18 protein-coding genes are annotated in these 25,379 nt (G+C 58.3%); 10 read left to right on the forward strand and 8 right to left on the reverse strand.

What is annotated here, in order from left to right; translation table 11 throughout:
- The first annotated feature begins 74 nt into the window (after positions 1-74).
- The 4 genes from JOE09_RS22030 (at position 75) to JOE09_RS22045 (ending at position 4,571) form a co-directional block, all read left to right on the forward strand.
- Entirely contained in the window at positions 75-779 is a 705-nt protein-coding gene (locus JOE09_RS22030; protein WP_205067334.1) for an ABC transporter ATP-binding protein, read from the forward strand.
- On the forward strand, positions 776-1,750 hold the full coding sequence (locus JOE09_RS22035) for an ABC transporter substrate-binding protein (RefSeq protein WP_200547165.1): 975 nt from the start codon (positions 776-778) through the stop codon (positions 1,748-1,750). Before JOE09_RS22030 ends, JOE09_RS22035 begins: the two co-directional genes overlap by 4 nt.
- Before the next feature lie 47 nt (positions 1,751-1,797).
- Positions 1,798-3,453 (forward strand): ABC transporter permease, encoded by a 1,656-nt coding sequence (locus JOE09_RS22040; protein WP_205067335.1) that lies wholly within the window; start codon positions 1,798-1,800, stop codon positions 3,451-3,453.
- Between the two features lie 80 nt (positions 3,454-3,533).
- Entirely contained in the window at positions 3,534-4,571 is a 1,038-nt protein-coding gene (locus tag JOE09_RS22045; RefSeq protein ID WP_105594114.1) for an AI-2E family transporter, read from the forward strand.
- On the opposite strand, the gene JOE09_RS22050 is transcribed toward JOE09_RS22045, so the two are convergent.
- A complete protein-coding gene (locus tag JOE09_RS22050) occupies positions 4,572-4,901 on the reverse strand; it encodes a DHCW motif cupin fold protein (protein WP_200547168.1) in 330 nt (109 codons plus the stop codon). It lies immediately after the preceding gene.
- A gap of 319 nt (positions 4,902-5,220) precedes the next feature.
- On the opposite strand from JOE09_RS22050, the gene JOE09_RS22055 reads away from it, so the two are divergent.
- The 5 genes from JOE09_RS22055 to JOE09_RS22075 all read left to right on the forward strand — a co-directional run bounded on the left by JOE09_RS22055 (position 5,221) and on the right by JOE09_RS22075 (position 13,681).
- Entirely contained in the window at positions 5,221-6,804 is a 1,584-nt protein-coding gene (locus tag JOE09_RS22055; protein WP_205067336.1) for an EAL domain-containing protein, read from the forward strand.
- 318 nt (positions 6,805-7,122) lie between these two features.
- Positions 7,123-8,628, forward strand: a complete 1,506-nt coding sequence (gene proP / locus JOE09_RS22060) for a glycine betaine/L-proline transporter ProP (RefSeq protein WP_200547170.1) — start codon at positions 7,123-7,125, stop codon at positions 8,626-8,628.
- 277 nt (positions 8,629-8,905) lie between these two features.
- Complete coding sequence (gene ahr, locus JOE09_RS22065; RefSeq protein ID WP_205067337.1) at positions 8,906-9,922, forward strand: NADPH-dependent aldehyde reductase Ahr; 1,017 nt, start codon at positions 8,906-8,908, stop codon at positions 9,920-9,922.
- Between the two features lie 397 nt (positions 9,923-10,319).
- On the forward strand, positions 10,320-12,467 hold the full coding sequence (gene fhuE / locus JOE09_RS22070; RefSeq protein ID WP_420830700.1) for a ferric-rhodotorulic acid/ferric-coprogen receptor FhuE: 2,148 nt from the start codon (positions 10,320-10,322) through the stop codon (positions 12,465-12,467).
- Positions 12,468-12,601: 134 nt separating this feature from the next.
- Positions 12,602-13,681 carry a sensor domain-containing diguanylate cyclase gene (locus JOE09_RS22075; RefSeq protein WP_205067339.1) on the forward strand — a complete coding sequence of 360 codons (1,080 nt, stop codon included), beginning with the start codon at positions 12,602-12,604 and terminating at the stop codon, positions 13,679-13,681.
- An 84-nt stretch (positions 13,682-13,765) separates the two neighbouring features.
- Here JOE09_RS22075 and JOE09_RS22080 read toward each other — a convergent pair whose 3' ends face one another.
- Both JOE09_RS22080 and pdxR read right to left on the reverse strand, forming a co-directional pair.
- Entirely contained in the window at positions 13,766-14,629 is an 864-nt protein-coding gene (locus tag JOE09_RS22080; protein ID WP_205067340.1) for a helix-turn-helix transcriptional regulator, read from the reverse strand.
- A 272-nt stretch (positions 14,630-14,901) separates the two neighbouring features.
- Positions 14,902-16,383: a MocR-like pyridoxine biosynthesis transcription factor PdxR gene (gene pdxR, locus JOE09_RS22085; RefSeq protein ID WP_205067341.1), complete on the reverse strand. Its 1,482-nt coding sequence runs from the start codon at positions 16,381-16,383 to the stop codon at positions 14,902-14,904.
- 133 nt (positions 16,384-16,516) lie between these two features.
- On the opposite strand from pdxR, the gene JOE09_RS22090 reads away from it, so the two are divergent.
- A complete protein-coding gene (locus tag JOE09_RS22090; protein ID WP_205067342.1) occupies positions 16,517-17,149 on the forward strand; it encodes an FMN-binding negative transcriptional regulator in 633 nt (210 codons plus the stop codon).
- 40 nt (positions 17,150-17,189) lie between these two features.
- Here the strand turns inward: JOE09_RS22090 and JOE09_RS22095 are convergent, their stop codons facing one another.
- The 5 genes from JOE09_RS22095 to JOE09_RS22115 form a co-directional block, all read right to left on the reverse strand.
- Positions 17,190-17,777, reverse strand: coding sequence for a TetR/AcrR family transcriptional regulator (locus JOE09_RS22095; protein ID WP_105594123.1), 588 nt, complete (start codon positions 17,775-17,777; stop codon positions 17,190-17,192).
- Positions 17,778-17,802: 25 nt separating this feature from the next.
- The gene (locus JOE09_RS22100) at positions 17,803-19,290 is read right to left on the reverse strand and encodes an MFS transporter (protein ID WP_205067343.1); all 1,488 of its coding nucleotides are present in this window, start codon (positions 19,288-19,290) and stop codon (positions 17,803-17,805) included.
- 142 nt (positions 19,291-19,432) lie between these two features.
- Complete coding sequence (locus tag JOE09_RS22105; RefSeq protein WP_420830701.1) at positions 19,433-20,434, reverse strand: ABC transporter substrate-binding protein; 1,002 nt, start codon at positions 20,432-20,434, stop codon at positions 19,433-19,435.
- 37 nt (positions 20,435-20,471) lie between these two features.
- On the reverse strand, positions 20,472-22,664 hold the full coding sequence (locus JOE09_RS22110; RefSeq protein WP_200560978.1) for a TonB-dependent siderophore receptor: 2,193 nt from the start codon (positions 22,662-22,664) through the stop codon (positions 20,472-20,474).
- A gap of 160 nt (positions 22,665-22,824) precedes the next feature.
- Complete coding sequence (locus JOE09_RS22115) at positions 22,825-25,218, reverse strand: membrane-bound PQQ-dependent dehydrogenase, glucose/quinate/shikimate family (RefSeq protein ID WP_205067345.1); 2,394 nt, start codon at positions 25,216-25,218, stop codon at positions 22,825-22,827.
- Positions 25,219-25,379: the final 161 nt, after the last annotated feature.

Here is a 25,379-nt window from a genome sequence, read left to right on the forward strand (position 1 = left end):
CTTCAGGTGAGCACATGCTACCGGCCCTGGCCGGCGGCTGGTCAGGCACGCCCGCGCAATAACGGAGTGTCGCCATGACCCGCTCACCCGTCGCCGTTACGCTGAAAGGCATTGGTTATGCCTTTGGCGAACACCGCGTACTCAATCACATCGATCTGGATATCGAACCCGGCTCTATCGTGGCCCTGCTCGGCCCTTCCGGCTGCGGCAAAAGCACCCTGCTAAAAATTCTTGCCGGGCTGCTGGAGCCGCAGCAGGGCACGCTGCAGTTTGGCGAACGTCTGATTGCCGATCCCGGTAAAAGCACGCCGCCCGAACAGCGCGATATTGGCATGGTTTTCCAGGATTACGCCCTGTGGCCGCATATGACGGTGGCGCAGAACGTGGCGTTTCCCCTGCTGATGCGGCGCGTCTCCTCTCAGGAACGTCAGCAGCGGGTGATGCAGGCGCTACAGCGCGTCGGACTCGGCGATTTCGCCGCACGCAAGCCGTCCGATCTGTCGGGGGGTCAGCAGCAGCGTGTCGCATTGGCACGCGCGATTATCGCTGAACCCAAAATCCTGCTGTTCGATGAACCGCTATCCAATCTTGATACCGATCTGCGCGAGTCGCTGTGTCTGGAGATGGCCACGCTGCTGCGCCAGCTCGGCACCACCGCGGTGTACGTCACCCACGACCGGCGCGAGGCGGAGATCCTGGCGGATCGCATCGTCTGGCTGGCCGCGGGCTCCGTTTCTGCTATTCAAACCGTTACTTCACTCTCTGGGGAACCCGCATGACATTGTTTAATCCGATGAAGACAGGAGCTATTTTCGCCATGTTGTTGACTTCTGGCATGATGATCGCCGACGCACAGGCACTGACCGTTTATACCGCCGGGCCGGGATCGCTGGCAAAAGGCCTGGCCGCAGGCTTTGAAAAACAGACCGGTGTAAAAGTAAATATTTTCCAGGCCACCACCGGTAAGGTGATGGCACGACTGGAGGCCGAGCAGGCTAATCCGCAGGCGGACGTGCTGATTTCCGCCTCATGGGATACCGCCGAAGAGCTACAGCAGCGCGGCTGGCTGCTGCCGTACCAAAGCCCGAACGCGGAAAAAGTCCCGGCTGAGTTCAAAACCGCCGACTATGTGGCGCAGGGGATCTCCGCACTGGGGATCGTCTGGAACACCAAGAGCGGCACCCCGGAGCCAAAAGAGTGGCAGGATCTGACCGCAGAAGCCTTTAAAGGTAAGGTGACCACGCCGGACCCGTCCCTGTCAGGTGCCTCTCTCGATCTGCTGATTGGCCTGCAAAACAGCATGGGCGATCGTGCATGGCAGCTGTTCAGCAAGCTGAAGGATAACGGCATGGTGATTGCCGGCCCTAACGCCCAGGCGCTGACGCCGGTGCTACAGGGTGCGAAAGCCGCCGTGTTTGGCGCGGTGGACTATGTTTCCTACGGCAGCATCCAGGACGGCGAAGCGATCAAAGTGATCTTCCCGGCCAGCGGTACGGTGGTGGCTCCACGCCCGATGATGATCCTGAAAAGCAGCCAGAATGCGGCGGATGCCAAAGCCTTTGTCGACTACGTGCTGTCTGAAGAAGGCCAGCAGAAAGTGGCCGATGCCTGGCTGATGCCTGCCCGTTCAGACGTCGGTGCCAAACGCCCGCTGCTGAGCGACCTGAAAATCCTTCCGGCACAGAGCAGCGGCAGTGCCGATCGCGGCAGCGTGTTAAAACGTTTCGCCGACCTGTTTAAACAACCTTAATCCCTACCCGGTGGCACCCTCAGCGGTGCCACCCTCCAGGATCGCCCATGAATTCTCGTCTGATGCCGCTGCTCACGGTGGCGCTGCTGGTGGTGCTGGTTGCGCTGCCGCTGCTGTTTATTCTGTTACAAGCGCTGTTCCCGCATCTGGCCCAGGGTTCGCTGGCCGGGGCGTTCAGCCCGATTCCGGCCCTGCTGCGTGACCCGCAGCTGCCTGCCCTGCTAAGCGGTACGCTTAAAATTGGCCTGACGGTGGCGCTGCTCAGTGCGCTGGTCGGCATTCCTCTTGGCACCCTGCGCGGGCTGTTCGATCTGCCGCTGGCGCGCCTGTGGGATCTGGTCATGCTGATCCCGTTCCTCACGCCGCCCTACATTGCCGCACTCAGCTGGATGCTGGCGCTACAGCACAACGGCTATCTGTATCAACTGATCGGCTTCGATCTCAACGATCTGCTGTTCAGCCAGAACGGCATTGCGCTGGTCATGACCCTGAATATCTTCCCGGTGGTCTATTTTGCCGTGTCGCGCAGCCTGCTCGCCAGCGGACAGCATCTGGCAATCGTGGCGCGGGTTCACGGCGCCAGCGCGCTGCGGGCCTTCTGGCACATTACATTACCGATGATGCTGCCCGCGCTGGCGGCCGGAGTACTGCTTTCATTTACTCTGGCAATTGAGGAGTACGGCGTTCCGGCTGCGCTCGGCTCCCGCGCTGGGGTGGTCATGCTGACGGTCGGCATCGAAGAGCGCCTGGCGGACTGGCCTATCGATCTGCCCGGTTCCTCGCTGCTGTCGATGCTGCTGGTGCTGGTGGCGCTGGCGGCTTACACCCTGCAGCGCAAGCTGGTGGGTAATAAAGAAGTCACCAGCATTACCGGCAAGCCCGCCCTGAACAAAGGCGCGCAGCTGGGCCACTGGCGCTGGCCCGCGATGGTGCTGTTCAGCCTGGTGGCCTTCGTTGTGGTGATCATGCCGATGTCTTCGATGCTGCTCAGCGCCCTGCTTTCCACCCTTTCCGGCGGTATCCGGCTGGAGAACTTCACGCTGCGCCACTTCAGTGCGCTGTTTGCCCAGCACGGTGACGCGCTGGACGCGCTCTCCACCAGCCTCGGACTGGCCTTTGCCGCCGCGCTGATTACCGGCGTACTGGGTTTTCTTGCCGCCTGGCTGGTGGTGGTGCGCAAAATCCGCGGGGCGGTCTTTATCGACGGGCTGTCGCTGCTGCCCGCCGTGCTGCCCGGGGTGGTGGTCGGCGTCGGGTTAATTCTGCTGTGGAACCAGCCGTTCTGGCCGGTAACGCCGTATAACAGCTGGCCGATCCTGCTGCTCTCCTACTGCTGCCTGCTGCTGCCGTGGCCGGTGCGCTACGTGGGCAGCGCGCTGAAGCAGCTGGGCGGCAATCTGGAACCGGCGGCGCGGGTACACGGCGCCAGCCAGTTCCAGGCGCTGCGCTACATCGTGCTGCCGCTGGTGTTCCCCAGCCTGCTGGCGGCGATGCTGATGGTGTTTGCTATCGGCTCGCGCGAGCTGGTGACCTCGCTGCTGCTGGCTCCGGCGGGTATGCAGACGGTATCGGTGTTTATCTGGCGGCAGTTCGAACAGGGTTCCGTCGGCCAGGGCATGGCGATGGCGACCATTGCGATTACCACCGGGCTGACGCTGATGCTCAGTGCGCTGGCGCTGATGCAGCGCCGGGAGCGTTCTTAGCAGGCGATCATTCTTAAAAACGGCGGACTCACTGCCGCAGCCGCTACACTTGCTCCAGAGCGGTTAACAACGGAGGCGCCATGAGTCCACTGCCACAGGAGAAAATCGGGCAGAACATCCTGCTAAAACTGGCCACCCTGGTGGTTATCCTCGCCGGACTGAAGCTTTCGGCGGAGATCGTGGTGCCCTTCCTGCTGGCGCTGTTCCTCGCTATCGTACTGAATCCGCTGGTGACTGCACTGATGCGGCGGGGGCTGCGGCGCGGCATGGCCATCAGCCTGGTAGTGGTGGTGATCCTGCTGATCATCGCCATGCTGGTGGGAATGATCGCCAGCTCGGCGGATGAGTTCAGCGCAATCTATCCGCAGCTCCAGTCACAGGCAGAGCAGAAGCTTGCGGTGTTACAACACGCCGCCGCGCGTTTTCACATTCGGCTTTCCAGCGAATCGCTGATGCAGCGGCTCGATCCCGGTGCGATGGTCAACGTGGCCACCAGCATGTTTACGCAGATTTCCGGCGCGATGACCCAGCTGGTGCTGGTGGTGATGACGGTGGTGTTTATGCTGTTTGAGGTCCATCACCTGCCCTACAAGCTGCGTAACGCGCTGGTGAATCCACAAATCCGCATTGCCGGCCTTCACCGGGCGCTGAAGGGCGTCACGCATTACCTGGCCTTAAAAACGCTGATTGGCCTGATTACGGGATTCGCCGTCTGGCTGGTACTGCTGGCGCTGGGGGTGAAGTTCGCCCTGCTGTGGGGAGTAGTGGCCTTCCTGCTTAACTATATTCCCAACATCGGCCCGGTGATTGCCGGTATCCCGCCGGTATTGCAGGCGCTGCTGCTGAACACGCCGCTGGATGCCGGGCTGGTAGCCGCGCTGTTTATCGCCATTCATATGCTGTGCGGCAATATGCTGGAGCCACGGCTGATGGGGCGCGGACTGGGGCTGTCGAGCCTGGTGGTATTTCTGTCTTTGATTTTCTGGGGCTGGCTGCTTGGGCCGGTGGGAATGCTGCTCTCCGTGCCGCTGACCAGCGTCTGCAAGATTCTGATGGAAACGACGCCGGGCGGCAGCAAGCTGGCGATACTGCTGGGCAATGGCCGCCCGGTCAAATAATCAGTCGACGATAAACAGCTGTGCGCCGTGCTCGGTCCAGGAGCGGTGTGCTTCCGCATTATCGGCAACCTGATAGCTCATTCCCGCGCGCAGGGTAAAGACGCGGCCATCGTCAAGCTCGGTATGCAGCTCGCCGGACAGGCACAGCAGAATATGCCCTTTACTGCACCAGTGATCGGCCAGATAGCCGGGGGTATAGTCCACCCGACGCACGCGCACGTCGCCAAACTGCTGCGTGCGCCACTGCGCGCTGCCGGTTTCCCCCGGATGTTCCGTTGCCTCAATCGTCGACCAGTCCGTTATGCCGAAAGGAATATCGCTTAATTTCATTGCCAGACCCCACGTGGTTAAACATTGAAATTACCCGGTTTATTCAAACATGCACACCGATTTCAGTCGAAAAAAATCCACCAGAGGGCAATTTTCGACGCGAAAGGTCGATTTCAACAATAATTGGCCCGTCGCCGGTCGCTTAAAATGCATCATAAGAAATCCAGGCATTGACTAAGTGTTTAAGGCGAATTTTTCTACTTAAATCAGCCGCTGCCGCTGCGCATCAACATAAAGTTGCTGCCATAATACTCACTTGCCTCATTCACCTTTTCTGCTGCTGTTGTTTTACCGCCGCCAGACACCACGGGAGAACACTTTGCTCGCGACTGAAAAACCCAGGCACGACCTACGCTGGCTGGTTGCCGCAGGACTGATACCGATCCTGCTTTGCCTGTTGTTCACGCTGCTGGAAGCGGGGCAAATGGTGAAGCGGCAGCTTACCGTCACCAGTTCAATGCTGATGTCCCAGGCAGAAAATATCAGCGACAGAGCGCGGGTGATGACCGCCTCTTTACAGTCATATAAAAATCATCGCTGCGCGGATATTAAAGATGAGCTGCAGGAGTATGGCTCGATGCATCCTTATTTTCGCTCAGTGGGCCTTGTTCAGGACGATAACGTCATCTGCTCATCCACCTTTGGCGAGCGCCAGGATTCAATAGAAGATATTATTCGCCGCCCGCTGCCTGCCGATCACAAAGGCCTGTGGAGCCTCTCCGTTGCCGGTACCAGCGGGGTCAATAATCGCCCTGCCGTGCTGTTTATGCATGAAGACCGTGACGGATTCGCCAGCTACGCGCTGGTCGACGGGCAGTATTTTATTGATTTTATCTGGGCAGCAGGCATGCGCCACGATTACGACATTTCGATGAAATTTGGCGACGGATTTGCCATGTTTAGCGGCGTTCCCGCCACCCGCCAGAGCGATAAAAAATGGGGGAATCACACGCTGAATACCCACTCCGATCGCTATGCGATTACCCTCAGCGTTACCTCTTCCCGCAGCGAGCTGCTTTATAACTGGCAGCAGGTGCTGTTCAGCCTGATGCCGATGGCGCTGATCCTTTCCCTGCTGTTTGTGGCGCTGACCAGCAACTGGCTGAAACGCAAAGGCTCGTTCCGCGATGAAATCCGCCGCGGCATCGAACGCAACGAATTTTCCGTTCACTACCAGCCGGTCTTTAATCTGCAAACGCAGAAATTTAGCGGCGCTGAGGCGCTGATGCGCTGGCAGCGCCCTGACGGGCACTGGGTGCGGCCGGATGTGTTTATTTCCGCCGCCGAGTCCGAAGGCATGATTGTGCCGCTGACCCGCTACCTGTTGCAAAGGGTGATTCAGGACAGCGCGCAGTGGCAGCTGGAACCGGGTTTTCATCTCAGCGTGAATCTGGCCGCAGAACATTTGCAGCATGATGAGTTCATGTCGGATATTCGGGCCTTTGCCGCCGGGATGGATCATCTCAAACCGACAATCACCCTCGAACTGACCGAGCGCAGCCTGATCGGCGAAGATCGGATGGTTTCCCAGCGACTGGCCGAACTGCGCCGTGAAGGAATCATTATTGCCATTGATGATTTTGGTACCGGCCACTGCGCACTCTCTTACCTGCAAACCTTCCCGCTGGATTACCTGAAGATCGACCGTGGATTTGTTAACACCATAGAATCCGTGGACGGCGAAACCCCGGTGCTGGATGCGATTATTTCCCTGGCCGATAAGCTGGCGTTAAAGGTGGTGGCGGAAGGGGTGGAGAACGAAATGCAGCTGCGCTATCTGCAAAACCACGGCGTCTCGTTGATCCAGGGCTACTACTTCGCCCGCCCGATGGAAAGCGCGGCCCTGTCAGAGTGGCTGCAGGAGCACAACGCTAGCGGGTGCCAGGATACCCGCGCCGTTTAACCCCCCACGTGCTGGAATATTCACCAGGTCGGGCGTGAATTAAGGCGCTCGATCGACCACCATTTCCCCTGGCTTCTGTACATCCTGCTTCCATCAATTTCTGATTTTTTTTCCCGAAAAAATGCGACATCGCGCAGAGGTTCTATAATAAACGGTGGTGAAGTGCGTGATTTGGCCGTGTGAGTGCGCCATTGAAGCCCGCCGCCGACGCATTTTGCCGCTGGATTTTTCCCACATTATCGCTCCGCCAGCTCGTCTGGCCCGCTCGATGATGTTGGAATTTTGGGATTAAAAACAGAAAATTACAGGGTGCTTTATATGATTTCACGTAGGAAGCGTGTCAAACCAATTGGTTTAAAAGACGTCACTATCATCGATGACAGTAGATTACGCAAAGCAATTACCGCGGCCTCACTGGGCAACGCCATGGAATGGTTCGATTTCGGCGTTTACGGCTTCGTAGCCTATGCCCTTGGTCAGGTATTTTTCCCCGGCGCCGATCCCGGCGTGCAGATGATCGCCGCGCTGGCGACGTTCTCCGTACCCTTCCTGATTCGCCCGCTTGGCGGATTGTTCTTTGGGGCTCTGGGCGATAAATACGGTCGCCAGAAAATCCTTTCCATCACCATTATCATCATGTCGGTCAGTACCTTCTGTATTGGCCTGATCCCTTCCCATGCCTCTATCGGCATCTGGGCACCGATTCTACTGCTGCTGTGTAAAATGGCTCAGGGCTTCTCGGTGGGCGGTGAATATACCGGCGCATCGATCTTCGTTGCCGAATACTCCCCGGACCGCAAACGCGGCTTTATGGGCAGCTGGCTGGACTTCGGTTCTATCGCCGGTTTCGTGCTGGGTGCGGGCCTGGTGGTACTGATTTCAACCGTAGTCGGTGAGGAGAAATTCCTCGACTGGGGCTGGCGTATTCCGTTCTTCGTTGCCCTGCCGCTGGGCATCATCGGTCTGTATCTGCGCCACGCGCTGGAAGAAACCCCGGCGTTCCAGCAGCACGTCGATAAGCTTGAGCAGGGCGACCGTGAAGGCCTGGCCGACGGTCCGAAAATCTCCTTTAAAGAGATTGCTACCAAACACTGGCGCAGCCTGCTGTCCTGCGTCGGGCTGGTGATTGCCACCAACGTCACCTACTACATGCTACTGACCTATATGCCGAGCTACCTGTCGCATAACCTGCACTACTCGGAAGATCATGGGGTGATGATTATTATCGCCATCATGCTGGGTATGCTGTTTGTGCAGCCGGTGATGGGGCTGATGAGCGATAAATTTGGCCGTCGTCCGTTTGTCATTATCGGCAGTATCGCGCTGCTGGTGCTGGCGGTTCCCTGCTTTATGCTGATTAACAGCGGCGTGATGGGGCTGATTTTTGCCGGTCTGCTGCTGCTGGCGGTGATCCTCAACAGCTTCACCGGCGTGATGGCATCGACTCTGCCCGCCATGTTCCCGACCCACATCCGCTACAGTGCCTTAGCCAGCGCCTTTAACATTTCGGTGCTGATTGCGGGCCTGACGCCAACGCTGGCCGCCTGGCTGGTTGAAGCGACCAGCAATCTGTACATGCCGGCTTACTACCTGATGGTGGTCGCGCTGGTGGGTCTGGTGACCGGTCTGACGATGAAGGAGACGGCGAACATGCCGTTGCGCGGTGCCACTCCGGCTGCGTCGGACATTACCGAGGCGAAAGAAATCCTGCAGGAGCATCACGACAACATCGAGCAGAAGATCGAAGACATCAACGAGCAGATTGCCGAACTGGAAGCGAAGCGTACGCACTTGATTAATCAGCATCCGCGGATTAACGAGTAATCATTCAGGGCCGGGAATACCCGGCCCTTTTGCTATGTACCGATAACCGCCACTCAGCATCTTGTTGCCCGGCTTTCGTATTTCCAACCCGCTAAGTTTTCTACTCTGGCCCGGACCGCAATTTATGCGGGCCAGACAGTGTGAAATATCGCGCTGTTGCCCATTTTCCCCGCAGTCAGTTGTTCAGATAAACCTTACGTGCGGCGCAGACACCATTTTGACTCACTAAACGGCTACACTTGCCCTTCGACCGAAAACTGAATCTGAGGTAAGAAACATGAAAATCAAAAGCTATGCGGCACTGGCAGCAGGACAGGCTCTGGAACTGTATGAGTACGAAGCCGGTGCGCTGGGCGCAGAGGAAGTGGAAGTCGAGGTGGAATACTGCGGCGTCTGCCATTCTGACCTGTCGATGATCGATAACGAGTGGGGCATCTCGCAGTTCCCGACTATCGCCGGACATGAAGTGATCGGCCGCGTGGCGGCACTCGGCGAAGCGGCAAAAACCAAAGGCCTGAAAATCGGCCAGCGCGTGGGTATTGGCTGGACGGCCAAAAGCTGCCAGCACTGCGATGCCTGTATTAACGGCGAGCAGGTCAACTGCCAGCAGGGCAGCACGCCAACCATTCTGAACCACGGCGGCTTTGCCGAGAAACTGCGTGCCGACTGGCAGTGGGTGATCCCGCTGCCGGAGAACCTGGATGCAGCCAGCGCCGGTCCACTGCTGTGCGGCGGCATCACGGTCTTTAAGCCGCTGCTGATGAGCAACATCACCGCCACCAGCCGGGTCGGGGTAATCGGCATCGGCGGTCTGGGCCATATTGCGATTAAAATTCTGCGTGCGATGGGTGCCGAAGTGGTGGCGTTCAGCTCCACGCCGGCCAAAAAGCAGTCGATCCTCGACATGGGTGCGGACGAAGTGGTGAACAGCCGCGATCCTGAAGCGCTGAAGGCGCTGGCGGGCCGTTTCGATCTGATTATCAGCACCGTGGCCGTTGACCTCGACTGGCAGCCCTACTTCAATGCGCTGGCGCCGCAGGGCAAGTTCCACACGGTGGGCGCGGTCATGAAGCCGTTCCAGGTCAGCGCGTTTGACCTGATTATGGGCGATAAGGCGATCACCGGTTCTTCTACCGGTTCTCCGGGCCAGCTGCGTTCGCTGCTGAAGCTGGCCTCGCGCCGCGATATCGCCCCGAAAGTGGAGTTCTTCCCCATGTCGAAAATCAACGAGGCGCTGGACCACGTGCGCGCCGGTAAAGCCGATTTCCGCGTGGTGCTGAAAGCCGACTTCTGACCCCCGCGTCACGGTTGGCCGCAGGCCACGCTGCCGCAGTGAGCCAACCCGTCATCCCCCTTCTTTAGCCACCTCCCGCAGGTGGCTTTTTCATTTCAGCGCTTTGGCAATTGTTAAGATTTCGTCATTCCGGAACTTACCGAAACTTTAATTGTCCTTCGCGCCTGATAATCGTTTACAGCTACAACGCTAATACATATAGTTCTCATTCTCTTTTTTAATAAAGATGAAAACTGCGGCGCGGATTGGGCCGTAAAAGCGCCTCACCGGTTAATACAGGGATAAATTAACACGCCAGAATCACCTGACATTTATTGGGATTTTAAAGCGCGCGGTGCGGAAAAAGCGTCAATAAATCACTGATAAATGAGGCTCGATTTTGTCTTCTTCGCGTACCCTGCCGCATCACCGTACAGCAGCATCCTCTGCCCGGTCCCTGTTTAAACCGACCCTGGCCGCCCTGCTGGTGCTCTCCGCACTTCAGCCCGTATTTGCCGCCGAGACCAGTGAAAACACCCTGACCGTAGAAGCAAAAGCGGGGGACAGCGCAGCATCACCTACCGCTGACACCGACTACAGCGTTCCGGTCACCACCGCCGGGACCAAAATGCCGCTGGCGCTGCGCGATATCCCGCAGTCCGCAACCATTGTCAGCAAACAGCGTATGCAGGATCAGGCGCTGCAAAGCGTCGGCGACGTGCTGACCAATACCACCGGTATTTCTGCATTTAATATCGACTCCAACCGCTCTTCTTACTGGTCACGCGGCTATCTGATCAATAACTACCTGTTCGATGGCATCCCAACCGTGGTGGATGATATCTGGGACTTCGGCGATAACGCCTCCGACACCGCCATTTACGACCGTATTGAGGTGATTCGGGGCGCCAACAGCCTGAGCACCGGTTCCGGCTACCCGTCGGCCTCCGTTAACATGGTGCGCAAGCACGCCGACAGCAAAGAGCTGACCGGCAGCCTGTCTGCGGAAACCGGCAGCTGGGACAAACAGCGCTATGTTGGCGATGTCACCGTACCGCTGAACGAAGAAGGTACCGTCCGTGCTCGCGCCATCGGCGGCTATCAGGAAAACGATAGCTGGCTGGACCGCTACCACAACCGTAAGCGCTTCCTGAGCACTATCGTGGATGCCGATCTGACCGATTCCACCACCCTCTCACTCGGCTGGGACTTCCAGCAGACTGAAACCCGCGACCCGAGCTGGGGCGGGCTGCCGACCTGGTACAGCAACGGCGAGCGCACCCATTACGACCGCAGCTTTAACGCCGCGCCGGACTGGTCCTACACCGACAAACAGAGCAACAAAGTCTACGCTAACCTGACGCAGAGGTTTGATAACGGCTGGCAGGCGCAGGTTAACGGCAGCCACAGCAAAACCACCTTCGACAGCAAGCTGATGTACCCGTACGGCTATCCGGATCAGCAAACCGGTCAGGGTGCCTACCTCTTCAGCGGCTGGAACAAAGGCACGCGTAAAGTTGACTCGGTTGATGTGTATGCCAACGGGCCATTTGAACTGCTTGGCCGCAGCCACGAGCTGATGGTCGGCGGCAGCTACAGCCGCCAGAAGAACTACTTCATGAACACGTTCTTTGACGGCATGACCTACAATGGCGACTACAACAACTGGGATGGCAACACGCCTCAGGGTGACTGGAACGACTGGACGGTGGAAGATGACGATACCATCCGTCAGAAATCTGCCTACACCGCCGCACGCTTCTCGCTGGCCGATCCGCTGTCGCTGCTGGTTGGCGCGCGCTATACCCAGTGGAGCGCACGTGGAACCTCCGGGGATAAAGACAGCAAAAAGATCGCGCCTTATGCCGGTCTGACTTACGACATTAACGACACCTATTCGGCCTACGCCAGCTACACCACCATCTTCCAGCCGCAAAGCTCGCGCGACGCCAGCGCCAGCTACCTCGACCCGGTAACCGGTAAGAGTTATGAGGCCGGCCTGAAGGGTGACTGGGCGAACAGCCGCCTGACCGCCACCCTGTCCGTGTTCCGCACCGAGCAGAATAACCTCGGCGTGAATACCTACGGCTTTATTACCGGCACCACCGAGTACGCCTATCAGGCGGTGGATTCCGTCAGCCGCGGCGTCGAGTTCGAAGTCAACGGCGCGCTGACCGACAACTGGCAGATGACCTTCGGCGCATCGCGCTATATCGCCGAGCAGCGTGACGGCACGGCGGTAAAACCTGAACTGCCGCGCACCACCGCCAAGCTGTTTACCAGCTATCGCCTGCCGATGCTGCAGGACCTGACCGTGGGCGGCGGCGTGAACTGGCAAAACCACACCTGGCAGGATAACGTCGCCGGGCCGCTGGGTTCAACGCAGGTCGAGCAGGGCAGCTACACGCTGGTCAATCTGTTCAGCCGCTACCAGGTGACCAAACAGCTTTCCGTACAGGCCAATATCAACAACCTGTTCGATAAAGAGTACTACGACTATCTGGGCACCTACGCCGTTTACGGTGCGCCACGCAACTTCTCCGTGTCGGCGAACTACAGCTTCTGATGCGGTAAAACCTTGCCTTTTGATGCCAGTCCGCTTCGGCGGCTGGCATTTCTCATTCCGACAAGCAAAAAAACGATCCGCATTATTGGTTTCCCGATACACTGCACCATGGACCGGATAAACACTGCTTATTCATGCACTATAATTCACCCGATCACAGCCATCTGAAATTGCGCTCAACGCGCTTTATCCGCCGCATGTTTGCCATGCGTCAGCTGGGTACATTTCTCTGTTTTAACCCGATCATCTCGGTGCTGCTGGAACTACAAAAAGGCAACGCCTTTTACGTTCTGCTGTTTATCAACGCCTTTATCTGGCCCTGGGTGGCCTACCGCGTGGCGATGTCCTCCGCCGATCCGACCGCCAGCGAGCGGCGTAATCTGACCATCGATGCGGCCCTTGGCGGCTTCTGGGTGGCGATGATGGGCATCAGCCCAATGCCGTCGCTGATCATCATGGCCGTGCTGGCCTCGGATCGTTACGCCGTTGGCGGCTGGCTACAGCTGCAATCGGCGATGCGGGCATTTTTACTGATCTTTATCCCGATGTGGATGCTGAACGGCATGCCGTGGCAGACCAGCTTTAGTACCCGTACAGTCTGGTTAACGCTGCCGCTGGCCGCTGGCTATATGTTCGTGCTTAGCGCCGTTTCATATAAATTAACCCTGACGCTGCGGCGTAAAAATCGCGAACTTGAACGCATCTCACTGATGGACCCCAGCCTGGGCATCCCCAACCGCCGCCTGTTCGATCGCCGGTTGGAAAGTGAATATTTACGCACCCGGCGCGGTGAATGCCGTGCCTGGCTGCTGCTGCTTGATGTCGATAACTTCAAAACCGTGAACGACACCTTCGGTCATGAGGCGGGGGATTTCCTGCTGGCGGAAATTTCCGCCCTGCTGCGCAACGAGGCGGGCGAGCAGGATATTCCGGCACGCTTTGGCGGTGATGAGCTGGGGGTTATCGTCCACGATGCGGATGAAGTGGGCATACTCGCGCTGGCCGAAACCCTGCAGCAGAAAATTACCCGGCTGCGGCTACCGGCCTCGGCGGATTTTCACTGTTCGATCAGTATCGGCATTGCCGCCGCCAGTGAGGCGGAGAGCCTGCAACAGTGGTTGAGCCGCGCCGACCTGGCCCTGTACAGCGTGAAGCGAGCGGGCAGAAACGGCGTTCAGCTGTGGCGACCCGCGCCGGAGAACCCGACGGCATAAAAAAAGGTCCGGCCCCCCCTTACAGAAGCCGGACCCGATATCCTTACGGATAAAACGTCATGGGATTTTTGCGACGCTCAGGAATCACCCCTCTTCCTTGAGCCATAATTTTTTGTACTTTATCGGGGGGATGCCGACTATCTGCTTAAAAACCCGATGGAAATTGGTCACGTTTTCAAAACCCACCTGCGTGGCAATCTGCGCGATACTGTCATTCGAGCTGAGCAACAGCGATTGCGCTTCACCAATGCGGCGGCGAATCAGGTACTGCTTGGGTGAATATCCCGAATAGGCCTTGAAGCTGTGGATCAGATAAAAGCGATTGATATTCAGATCGCGCGCAATCGACTGTAGCGTCAGTTCCTGATTGTAGTGCGCATCAATAAACGTTTTTATTCGCTTGCCTAATACCTTATTTTCACTGGTCGGGTCCGCCGCGGATTCCTGCCAGACTTTTTTACAGGAAACCAGCAGCGCTTCGACCGCACTGTTGACGATCGCCAGCGTCCTCTGCTCTTTGCGGCTCACCTGCAGCCAGAGCAGCTCAAAAATACACAGCAGCTCATCGTAGCGGTCGCCGCTGGGGAGCACGCCCGGCTGCTTGCGATCTTCCAGCTGGTTGAGTTTCAAGCCGTCAATATGCAGCCCGTCCAGACCGCAGCAGTAGATCAGTGCATCTTCGCTGACGTGCGGGCGTTCTTCATGGGTGATCCCGGCATTAAAGATCAGGATGTCACCCTCTTTCACCAGGTAATGGACCCCGTCAATGCTGTAATCACCGCTGCCGCGCGCCATAAACATGATTTCCAGGCGTTCATCATGCTTATGCATCACGCGAGGAATACCGGATTCCTCGCCGCCAATCTTGCACACAAACAGCAGGCGTGGAAGGCGCCACGCAGCGGTGCAGAGCCGATCGCTTTCACTCTCTTTCAAAAAAACCAGCATCGTTACCTCACCAGGCGGAGTGGAGCTTCAGATATCATCTGCCGTGGCTGCCAGCGAAGTCCCAATCTTTTACTGATTGAGTCAGTATTACCGCCGGGCGGCCCGCAAACAATCACAATGGTTGTTTTAGTGATCAATATAAGAGCATGTAATTATTGAACAAAATTATCTGTACCGGCAATTTATCGCGAAAGTTGCTTTTTTTAAGTCGCCGATAGCGAAAATCAGAGCGGCTTCGCAACCCGCCGCCTGTACTCTGCCGGAGCGGCAGGCTATCCGGCCTCCGCAATAATAGCGGCTGCCAGCCAGCGTACCGCCTGCTCCATTGCATCCCCAGTGAATCCCCCCAGACCGAGGATCAGCCCGGGACGACGGCTGGCATCAGCATACATATGCGAAATGGCCCGCACCGAAACGCCCGATGCCAGCGCCCGCCTGACGACCTGACGATCGTCCAGATCCTGCCGCAGCCACAGCAGCAGGTGCATCCCCTGATCGCCGGGCTGCACCGACGCCAGATCCGCCGGAATGAATCGCGCGATCGCCGCGATCAGCACGCTACGCTTTTCGGCATACACACTGCGGATGCGGCGAATGTGCCGATCCAGATGCCCCTCCCGCATAAAGTGGGCCAGCACATACTGGTCAGCGTTTGGGGGATGGCGATCCATCAGCATTCGTGCTCCACGCCAGGCGTCCACCATGCCTTCCGGCACGACGGCATACCCCAGGCGCAGCGAGGGAAACAGGATTTTGCTAAAAGTCCCCAGGTAGATAACCTGCTCCGGAGCCAGCCCCTGTAGGGCAGGAAAAGGATGGCCGCCGTAGCGCAGCTCGCTATCGTAATCATCCTCAACGATCCAGGCCCGGTGCTCTTTCGCCCAGTTAATCAACATGCTGCGGCGGGCCATAGACAGCGGCATGCCCAGCGGATACTGGTGCGAGGGCGTCACAAATACCGCACGGGCTTCCGCACAGCGTGCAATCCCCTCTGCGACATCCAGCCCGGCATCATCGACCGGCACTCTGACCATCTGCTGCTGACGACCATGGCACTCAAAAATAGAGGTAATGCCGGGATAAGCCGGATCCTCAACCCAGGCTTTATCTTCCTCCTCCAGCAGAACCTGTGTCGCCAGATACAACCCCTGCTGAGTACCGGAGGTGATAATGACCTGTCCGGCATGACAGCGTACCGAACGGGATTTTCTGACGTATTCGGCGATAGCCTCACGCAGTTCAGGTGCGCCAGCGGGCTCGCCATAGCCGGAAGGTGCACCGGGGCCTCGAGCCCGTATGCGATTGCCAATTCGCCGCCAGATATCGTCAGGCAGCGTGTCACCGGCAGGAACCGACACCGCAAACGGCACGGCCGGCATCGGTGAGATTTGCCCGGCGGCACGCGCGAAGCGCTGCGCTCTGGCAGAAAGCGGAGGGGGTGCCGAATCCCGCTGCCGATCGGTCGGCGATTTATCCGGCAGGGTGAGATCGCTCGCTACCCGGGTGCCAGCCCCGCGCTCTGCCTGAAAAAATCCCTCAGCAGTCAGCTGTTCATACGCAAGGGTCACCGTGCCCCGGGATAGCCCCAGTGCGGCGGCCAGTACGCGCGTGGAAGGCAGACGATCGCCCGCCTTAAGTTCCCCTCGCTGAATCGCCCTCTTCAACGCCCGAGCCAGCTGCTGGCTGAGCGGCCCCGACTGGCGATCTAACTCGCCAATAGAGGGAATTTCCACTACTGCTACGGTTCTGGACATGATTGTGGCCTGGTGATTTTGCGTGATACTGGCCCTTAATTGCAGGCCACTATTGGCGTAATTTAGCACGACCTTCTGCGGCAGGTCAGTATCCCGCCCGCCCGTTCTCTTTCATGTTTACCAGGAGTGAACCATGTACCCTTCTTCTTTTTTCAGCGAAAAACGGCCTGAGGTGCTCCATAGTCTGATCGCGGAGTATCCGCTGGGGATGCTGGTCAGCGCTCAGCAACGGCTTGAAGTACTGCATATCCCTTTTGAGTTTCAGCCGCGCGAGGGCGATATGGGCAGCCTGTATGCCCATATCGCCCGCGCCAATCCGCTGTGGCAAAGGGTGGCAGCGGATAGCGACGTGCTGGTGGTGTTTCGCGGCGCGGAGTCCTACATCTCCCCCAACTGGTATCCCTCAAAGCAGGAAACGCACCGTGAAGTCCCCACCTGGAACTATCAGGCGGTGCACGTCCGTGGACGCATCTCATTCCGTGACGATGAGGATTTTTTACGCCAGATGATTGCCAGCCTGACCCGGAAACAGGAGTCGGCGATGCCGCAGCCGTGGCAGCTTTCCGACGCGCCGGAAAACTTCCTCAGCGCGATGCTGAAAGCGGTCGTGGGAATTGAGATCCGCATCAGCGAAATTGACGGGCTGATGAAACTGGGGCAGAACAAGAAAGCCGCCGACCGGGAAGGTGCCGTAGCGGCACTCTACGATCGCGGCCAGCAGGAGATTGCCGGGGCGATGCGGGCGGCGGGCAGGGAAAAACGCTAAACCAGCCCGCTGCGGGTCAATGCGGAGCAGCGGCGCAGAGCTACTCTGCTGGCGTCAGCAGCGCGAGCGCGATAAAGGCTTCAATATCTTCCGTCGCCTGCTGGCGTGCGCTGGCGGAAGGTTCAACGATCAGCAGGTCGCTGTAGCCGTTGATCATCGCGCCCAGCTGGCGGGCTGTACGGAGCGGATCGGCGCTGCTGAACACGCCTTCCGCAATACCGGCGTTAATAATGCCGTCCAGCAGCAGCTGCCATTTATCCACCATCTGCCGGGCAAGCGCTGCCCAGGTTTCATCGTGAATGGCCAGTTGCCACAGCGAACCGTAAAGCTGCCAGACCGCGTCCTGCACATCGGGCAGATAGGTTTGCATCAGCATCCGCAGCTGTTCCCTGGCGGGCTGGCCGACGATCCTCGCTTTCAGATTATCCAAATCGGCCTGCAAAAAAACGGTCAGCGCTTCCAGGCACAGCGCCTGCCAGTCACGAAAGTAGTGATAGATATGACTGCGGGAGAGGCCAAGATGCTCTGTCAGCTCGCGCGTGGTCACTTTTTCCACGCCTTTCTCAATAAACAATTCAATCGCGCCGCTCAGGATTCTGGCTCGTAGTTCTTCCGCAGTTTCTTTCATCTGTTATTCCGTGTGACCTCTGTATTTACTTAACGCAGTGAACCGGCCGCAAAACCCGCCGCAGAACCAGCAAAGTCAGCACCAGCAGCGCAGCGGCGCTGCCCAGCACGGCAAGGAAGGCGCGATCGAAAGCACCGTAGGCCAGGCCCGTCAGCTGAGCTGCACGCTCCGCCCCCATTCCGGCGGCAATGCGTAATGCTTCGTCAATGCTATCATAAGCCGCCTCCCCGCTGACCAGCCCTTCCGGCAGAACCAGCCCGTAACTGTAAACCGCCGTCATCATCCCGCCCAGCAGCGTCACGCCCAGCACGCCACCCAGTTCCCAGGAAACATCTTCAATCGCCGCCACCATCCCGGCTTTTTCTTCCGGGGTGTTGAGCATGATGGAGGTAGATGCAGCGGTAAACATCGCACCCAGGCCGCATCCGGTGACAAACAGGGCCAGCATCTGCCATATCAACGCGCTGCTAAATAATCCCAGCAGGCAGATGATCCCCAGCGCGCTGAGCGTAAAGCTGAACATAATCACCGCCCGCTCACCGAAGCGCGGCAGCAGCACACCCGCCAACGGAGCCGCCAGTACCGACGCCACCGGCAGCGGCAGCAGCATCAACGCGGACATCAGCGGCGACAGCCCCAGCACCAGTTGAAGGCGCTGGGTCAGTACCAGTTCCACGCCGGTCAGCGCAATCCCGGAAACGATAGCAATCATCACCCCACCGGAAAAGCCGCCGTTACGAAACAGCGAAAAATCGATCATCGGCTGCGCAGCACGCTGCTGGCGACGAACGAACAGCGTCAGGAACAGTGCGCCGACGGCGGCAGAGGCCACAACAGAAAACAGCGATGCGTTGATATTGCTCAGTTCTTTCAGAGCAAACACCGCACCAACCAGACCGAACATGATTTGCAGCGATCCCACCAGATCGAAAGGCCGCTGGCGGTTGCCGCCGCTGTGTGGGATTAGCCAACAGGCGAAAGGCAGCACCACCATGACCACCGGCACGTTGATCAAAAAGACCGATCCCCACCAGAAGTATTCCAGCAGCAGCCCGCCCAGAACCGGCCCCAGCGCCGCCGCACCGGATGCCACCGCGGCCCAGATGCCAATGGCCAGCGCCCGCTCGCGTTCATCGACAAATACATGGCGCACAATCGCCAGCGTGGCGGGCATCATCATTGCCGCGCCCACGGCCAGGAACACGCGGGAAGCAATCAGCAGCCCGGCGGTAGATGAAAACGCCGCACACCAGGAAGCGAGTGCAAACAGCGGCAGGCCGGTGATAAACAGCCGTTTGTGGCCCAGGCGATCGCTGAGCATCCCTGCCCCCGGCAGCAGACCGGCCACCACCAGCGGATAGGCGTTGATAATCCATAATTTTTCCGCCGCCGTGCCGTTCAGCTCCTGCATGATGCGCGGCAGCGCGGTGTACAGCACCGTCATATCAATGACGATCAAAAATAGTGTACTGGTGACGATCGCCAGCACCAGCCAGCGGTTATTAACGTGCATTGGAAACCCTCTCTGAGCGGCGTTGGTCGTCAGTCCGCACGCCGCATTGCAATTTTGAGCGGTTGCTCAAGAGCGGGAAATTACTTGAGCAACCGCTCAAAATCAAGAGAAGTTTTTACGGCAGCGGCTAATGATCTGGCTATCAGACCGGATTCAGAATTGCCGTCACCTGGTCGGGGGTCAGCGAGATACCGAAGAAGTCATGATAAAAATCAAACACTTCCTTATTCATATCAATATCGGTAAAACGCGCAGGATAGAGCGTTTTCGCCAGCCACAGAATTTGCAGCGCGGCTTCGCTGGTTTCCCGGCACCACCAGAACATGTCCTGCGGGTTGGTATACACCCGATGCTGCTGCACCGCCGCCACGCCCTGCCAGGCCGGGGAGTGCATGATCTCTTCCGCATCGCGGTGATTCATCGCCACAATCACCTGTGGATTCGCGGCAACCACCTGCTCCAGCGACACTTCACCGTTGCTGTTTTTGCGCTGCCCGAACCACGGTTCCGCCACGTTGCGCGCACCGGCCAAATCCATCCAGTCCTGATTAAGCGAAGGCCGACCGCTGCTGGTCAGCGGGCTGCCCATGCTGTGATACAGCGAGACGCGTTCGCTCGGCGGCAAATCCTTCAGGCGTTCACGGATCAGCGCCACGTTGCGGTCGAAATACGTCTGGTAGCGCACATCCACCGCTACCGCATCCGGCCCCAGCGCCTGCGCGGTCCGGGTAACCCGTTCGCGCAGCGCAGCCATTGAGTTCGACTTGAGCATCAGCGTATTAATACCCGCCGCCGTCAGCGCTTCCGGCTGGGCCAGCCGCATGCTTTCAGGCACAATCAGCAGCTGGGCATCGAGCGCAATGATCTGTTCAGCGCTGATTTCGTGGCCGTTGTTGGCGCTGATAATCGGCACCTTTGCCAGTCCCGGATAGCTTTGCAGCAGCAGCGGGATACGCTTCGCCACCACCGAGGTCCCTACCAGGTTCTGGCTGTAGCCGAGCATGGCAATCGTCGCCGTTTGCGCGGGCCAGGGCGTGGCTACGCGGATCGTGGTGTGCCCGGCTGGCTCCGCCGCAGCGACGGCGGCAGGCAGCATCATGATGGCCAGCAGCCTGAGCGCCCGCCGTTGAAGTCGTGAAATCATCATTATCTGGCGCACCCGCAGGCGCGCCCCTCGGTTATCAGAAGTCAAACGTCACCGACGCGCGAACCTCGCGGGCGGTACCGGCAAAGGCGCTGGCGGAGCTGCCGCTGCCGTCGGTATCGCCAGGGAAGATGGAGGCCCAGTAGCGCTCATTAGTGACGTTATTCACCATCAGACGCAGCGTGGCCGGAACATTGCTGATGCGGGTGCTGTAGCGCGTGCCCAGATCCAGCGTGGTATAGCTCCCGGCCCAGGTGCTGTTGGTGTTATTGGCGGCGCGTTTGCCGGTGTAGTGCAGATTCGCGCTGTAAACCAGTTCCGGCATGGAAGGCAGGTTGTATTCCACCAGCAGGTTAGACTGCACCTTCGGCACGCCCACCACCCGCTTGTTGCTGGTATCTTCAGAAACGGTATTTTTCAGTTTCGGATCGAGGAAGGTCACGCCGCTGTAAACGTTCAGCCCCTGCCACAGATTGCCGCTGGCGGTCAGCTCCAGCCCTTTATTCAGCTGGTCGCCCTGCTCTTTGTAAACCATATCGTCGGGGTCAACGTAGGCAAACGGACGCTTCAGACGGAACAGCGCCGCGCCCAGGTTCATGCCGTTCACGTCGGCCTTCAGGCCGATTTCATACTGCTCGCTGCGGTACGGATCGAGGGTCGTGCCTTCGTTTTTCACGCCCTGGCCGGTCGGTGCGGTGCCGCCCTGCTCCAGCGAGTCGGCGTAGCTGATATAGGCCATCACCGACGGGGTGATTTTGTACATCAGCGCCAGGTTCGGACTGAGTCCGTCTTCATTCACCTGGTCGGTTTTGGCCGCCTGGTTATTGTAGCTGCGGGTTTCCAGCCAGCTCTGGCTCAGGTAGGCCATCGCCGACCAGCGCGGGTTAAAGGTCAGCGTATCGCCGATAGTCACGCTCTGCTGGCTGGTCACGCTGGTGCGATAGCGCGCACCGCTGTTGATGATCCGCCCGTCGCCCGGTTCCTGCATTGCCGACGGATCGTAGTAGTTGCTGGTGCCCAGGCTGTAGCGCTGGCTGCTGCCCTTCGCCGAGTAGATCGACCAGACGTAGCCGCTGGTGGCAAAGGCAAGATCGTGGCCGATGCTGCCGGTATCGACGTGACCGTTCAGCGTCAACATATTGCTCAGTACGCGGAAGCGGCCTGCGGCGGCGGAATCGGTCACCGAACGGCTGATGGTTCCACTGTTGCTGGTCAGGGTGTTCGACACGGTACGCATCGCGCGGTCGGCCTGCTGATAGCCCACACCGGCGGTCATCGACCAGCTGTTATCGAAGTAGTGGATCAGATGGCTGCTGATGGTGTCGGTGGTCAGATCGTTACCGGTGGTTGGCAGCGTGTAATTCTTGTTATTCGGGTTCGGGGCTTTTGGCAGGTCGATGCCGGTGCCGTAGCTGAAGCCGCTGACGTAGCCTTTTTGCAGAAACTCATAGTGGCTGGCGTCCAGCTGTAACTGCGTACCCGGGCTGATATTCCAGTCCAGCGCCAGCGACACCAGCTTGCGGCGCAGGGTGCTGTCGTCGACGTTGCCCTCCCCCTCTTCATCCAGCAGATTCAGGCGATAGCCGAACTTATTCTCATCGTCAAAATGACCGCCAAGGTCGATATGTCCGCTCCAGGCGTTGCGGCTCTGATAGCCCAGGGTCACGCGGCGCAGGGTCTGCTCCGTCGGGCGTTTGGCGACAAAGTTAAACTGCCCGGCCGGGCTGGCGGGGCCGTAAAGCGCACCGGTCAGGCTGTTCAGCACATCCAGCCGCTCCAGCATTTCCACCGGGAACGCGGTGGTGGAAACAATATTCAGGCCATCAAGACGACTGTTGGACACCACGCTGCCCTGCATACCGCGGCTTTGCGGGCGGCCAACGTCCATCCCACCGCGCGCCTGCATCTGAGTGCTGGGTGAATACTTCAGCAGCTCGCTGACGCTTTTTGCCTGCTGGTTATCAATCATTTCATGAGTGACGGTGGTGGTGGAATACGGCGTATCCAGCCGGTCTTTACTGCCCAGCGGACCCAGATCGGTCTCGGCGGTGGTGAAACCGGCTCCGGCCTTACTTTCATCGGTCAAATCGCGGGGGGCGCTGGCGGTGACGAGGATTTGCTGTTCTTTGCTGGGCTTTTCAGTACTGGCAGAGGACGCGGTTGATACCGAATTTTGGGCGGCGAAGCCCGGCAGCGCGACAAAAATCGCGCCGAGAAATATGTTTTTCATTAAGGAGTTAGCTGTCGTTATATAAAATACTATATTACGATCGATAAGACGGCTATTTAGTGATCGCGATCACGTTTTGGCACCCCATCGCCTCAGGGGTTAAGCGGATAAAAAAAATGCCGCACGGGAGTGCGGCATCGAATGACTCATTCAGTACAGCTTACTTTTGGCTATCAGGCAGTGCGAAGGCAATCAGATAATCGCCCAGTTCCGCCGCGTGCGCAGCGCCACCCGCGGAAATCACCACATACTGTTTGCCGGTCTGCGGTGACTTGTACACCAGCGGAGACGCCGTCGCGCCAACCGGCAGACGGTATTTCCAAATCTCTTCGCCGGTTTTGCTGTTGAAGGCGCGCATATAGTTATCCTGGGTGCCCGCAAAGAACACGACGCCACCGGCCGTGGCGGTTGGCCCGCCCAGCGTCGGCATGCCGATTGGCATCGGCAGATGGGTTTTCATCCCCAGCGGACCGGTGTCCTCAACGGTGCCGACCGGAACCTGCCAGACCAGTTTTTTAGTATTCAGGTCAATCGCGCTCAGTGTACCGAACGGCGGATTCTGGCAGGGAACGCCCAGCGACGACATAAAGAAGTCCGATTTCAGACCGACGTAAGGTTTGGCCAGCATCGAGCGGATCGGCGAGCCTTTATAGGTTTTGGCCTGCTCTTCCGTCTTCAGCGCCATCACTTTGCCCATGCGGATGTCGTTAACGTACATCATGCCGTTACGTTCATCGATGGAGATGCCGCCCCAGTTCATCCCGCCCAGTGTGCCGGGGAACTGAATATAGTCGGATTCTGCCGACGGGGTGTAGATGCCGTTGTAGCGCGCGGACTTGAAGGTGATACGGCACTCAAGCTGGTCAAATGGCGTGATCCCCCACATTTCGCTTTCTTTCAGCGTCGACAGGCCCAGGCTTGGCATATTTGTCGAGAACGGCTGGGTCGGCGACATATGATCATCCTGCCCGGTCGGTGTGGTGGTTACCGGCAGTTCTTCCACTTTACTGGCCGGTTTGCCTGTCCGACGGTCCAGCACGAAGATCTGGCCCATTTTGGTGGTCTGAATCAGAACAGGGACGCTTTCGCCTTCCTCATTCTTCATCTCGTACATCACCGGCTGCGACGGCACGTCATAGTCCCAGACGTCGTGGTGGACGGTCTGGAAGATCCATTTCGTCTTACCGGTGGTGGCATCAACGGCGACCACGGCGGAAGAGAACTTCTCGGCCGACGGCGTGCGCTTGCCACCCCAATAGTCAGGCGGCCCCATACCGGTCGGCAGGTAAACCATATTCAGGTCGCGATCGTAGGTCGCAGGCGCCCAGACGTTTGGCGTGCCGCCGGTGTGATTCACCGCATCAGGTGCATCTTCCTCGGCATTCCACGACCAGACCAGCGCACCGTTACGCACGTCATATGCGCGCACGACACCCGAGGCGTCGTTATCCGAGTGATCGTGTATCCAGGTACCAAACACGGTCAGGTGGCCCATGATCACCGGTGTACCGCTTGGGTGATAAGCCTGGCCGTTCTCGGTTGGCGTCATGCCTGCACGCAGATCGACGGTGCCTGCATTGCCGAAGCCTGTGCACGCCTGGCCGGTTTGTGCATCCAGCGCCAGCATACGTGCATCAATGGTGGTAGCGATGATGCGACGGCGGCACTCGGCCGGTGCCTGCGCTTTCTCTTCGCTGGACAGCGACGTATCTTTGTCGAGATCGTAATAACCGACGCTGCGGCAGGTGACGTGCGAGGTGGCCGCGGCTTTGGGATCGACCTTCCAGATCGGCTTACCGGTATCGGCATCCACGGCGGCGACGACGTTCTGCGGCGTACAGGTATAGAGTACGTTGCCGATCTGCAGTGGGGTATTTTCGTCAACCCCGGCCACTTTACCTTCGAGAATACGGCCGGTGCGGTACGTCCATGCCACCTGCAGTTTATTCACATTTTCCGGGGTGATCTGATCGACGGCCGCAAAGCGGGTGCCGCTGGCATTGCGGGAAAGATGATCCCAGTCCTGATCTGCCTGTGCTTTATAGTCCCCTTCAAGCGCAGCGGGCTGGGTGGCAACCGCAGCGGGATTGTAGATCTTACCGTGTGGCACAAAGGCACCGGCCAGCACACCGAGCAGGCAGACGAATACGCCCCAGCCGCTCAGGTGCGCCGCGCGTTTGCGCGAACTGATTTCCTTCGCCAGCGCGGGGAATACCCACAGGCTGAGCATCAGGATAATTGCCGGAACCACCAGACGGGCCATCAGCGGCCAGTAAGCCACGCCGCCGACCTCAATTAAGGCCCAGATTGCCGTCGCCACGAAAATAACGATCGACAGCGTCAGTCCAGGGCGCTTTTTCAGCACCAATAAAACCAGCAGAAGCAGATAGGCAATGCCAGCGATGATATAGTACAGAGACCCACCCAGCGCGGCGAGTTTCCATCCACCAATCAGAAAATAAATCCCGGTGACGGCGGTAAGCAATCCAAATACCAGAACCAGTATTGGGAAAAACTTATTCACGCGCCCCCCTGAATCACCTGTAGATGACATTAGAAGAATCCCTTTTTAATTATTAAAATAATAGAACCACTCTGACCGACACGAATGTGCCGGTCCGCAAGTGAAAGCCATAGACATGGTAAATAAATACCATAATTTCAAAGATACATTTCAAACCAGTGAGATGCACGAAAATATAATCCTTACTAAAT

The sequence above is a fragment of the Pantoea coffeiphila genome (genome assembly GCF_016909495.1).
Classification (GTDB): Bacteria; Pseudomonadota; Gammaproteobacteria; order Enterobacterales; family Enterobacteriaceae; genus Erwinia; species Erwinia coffeiphila.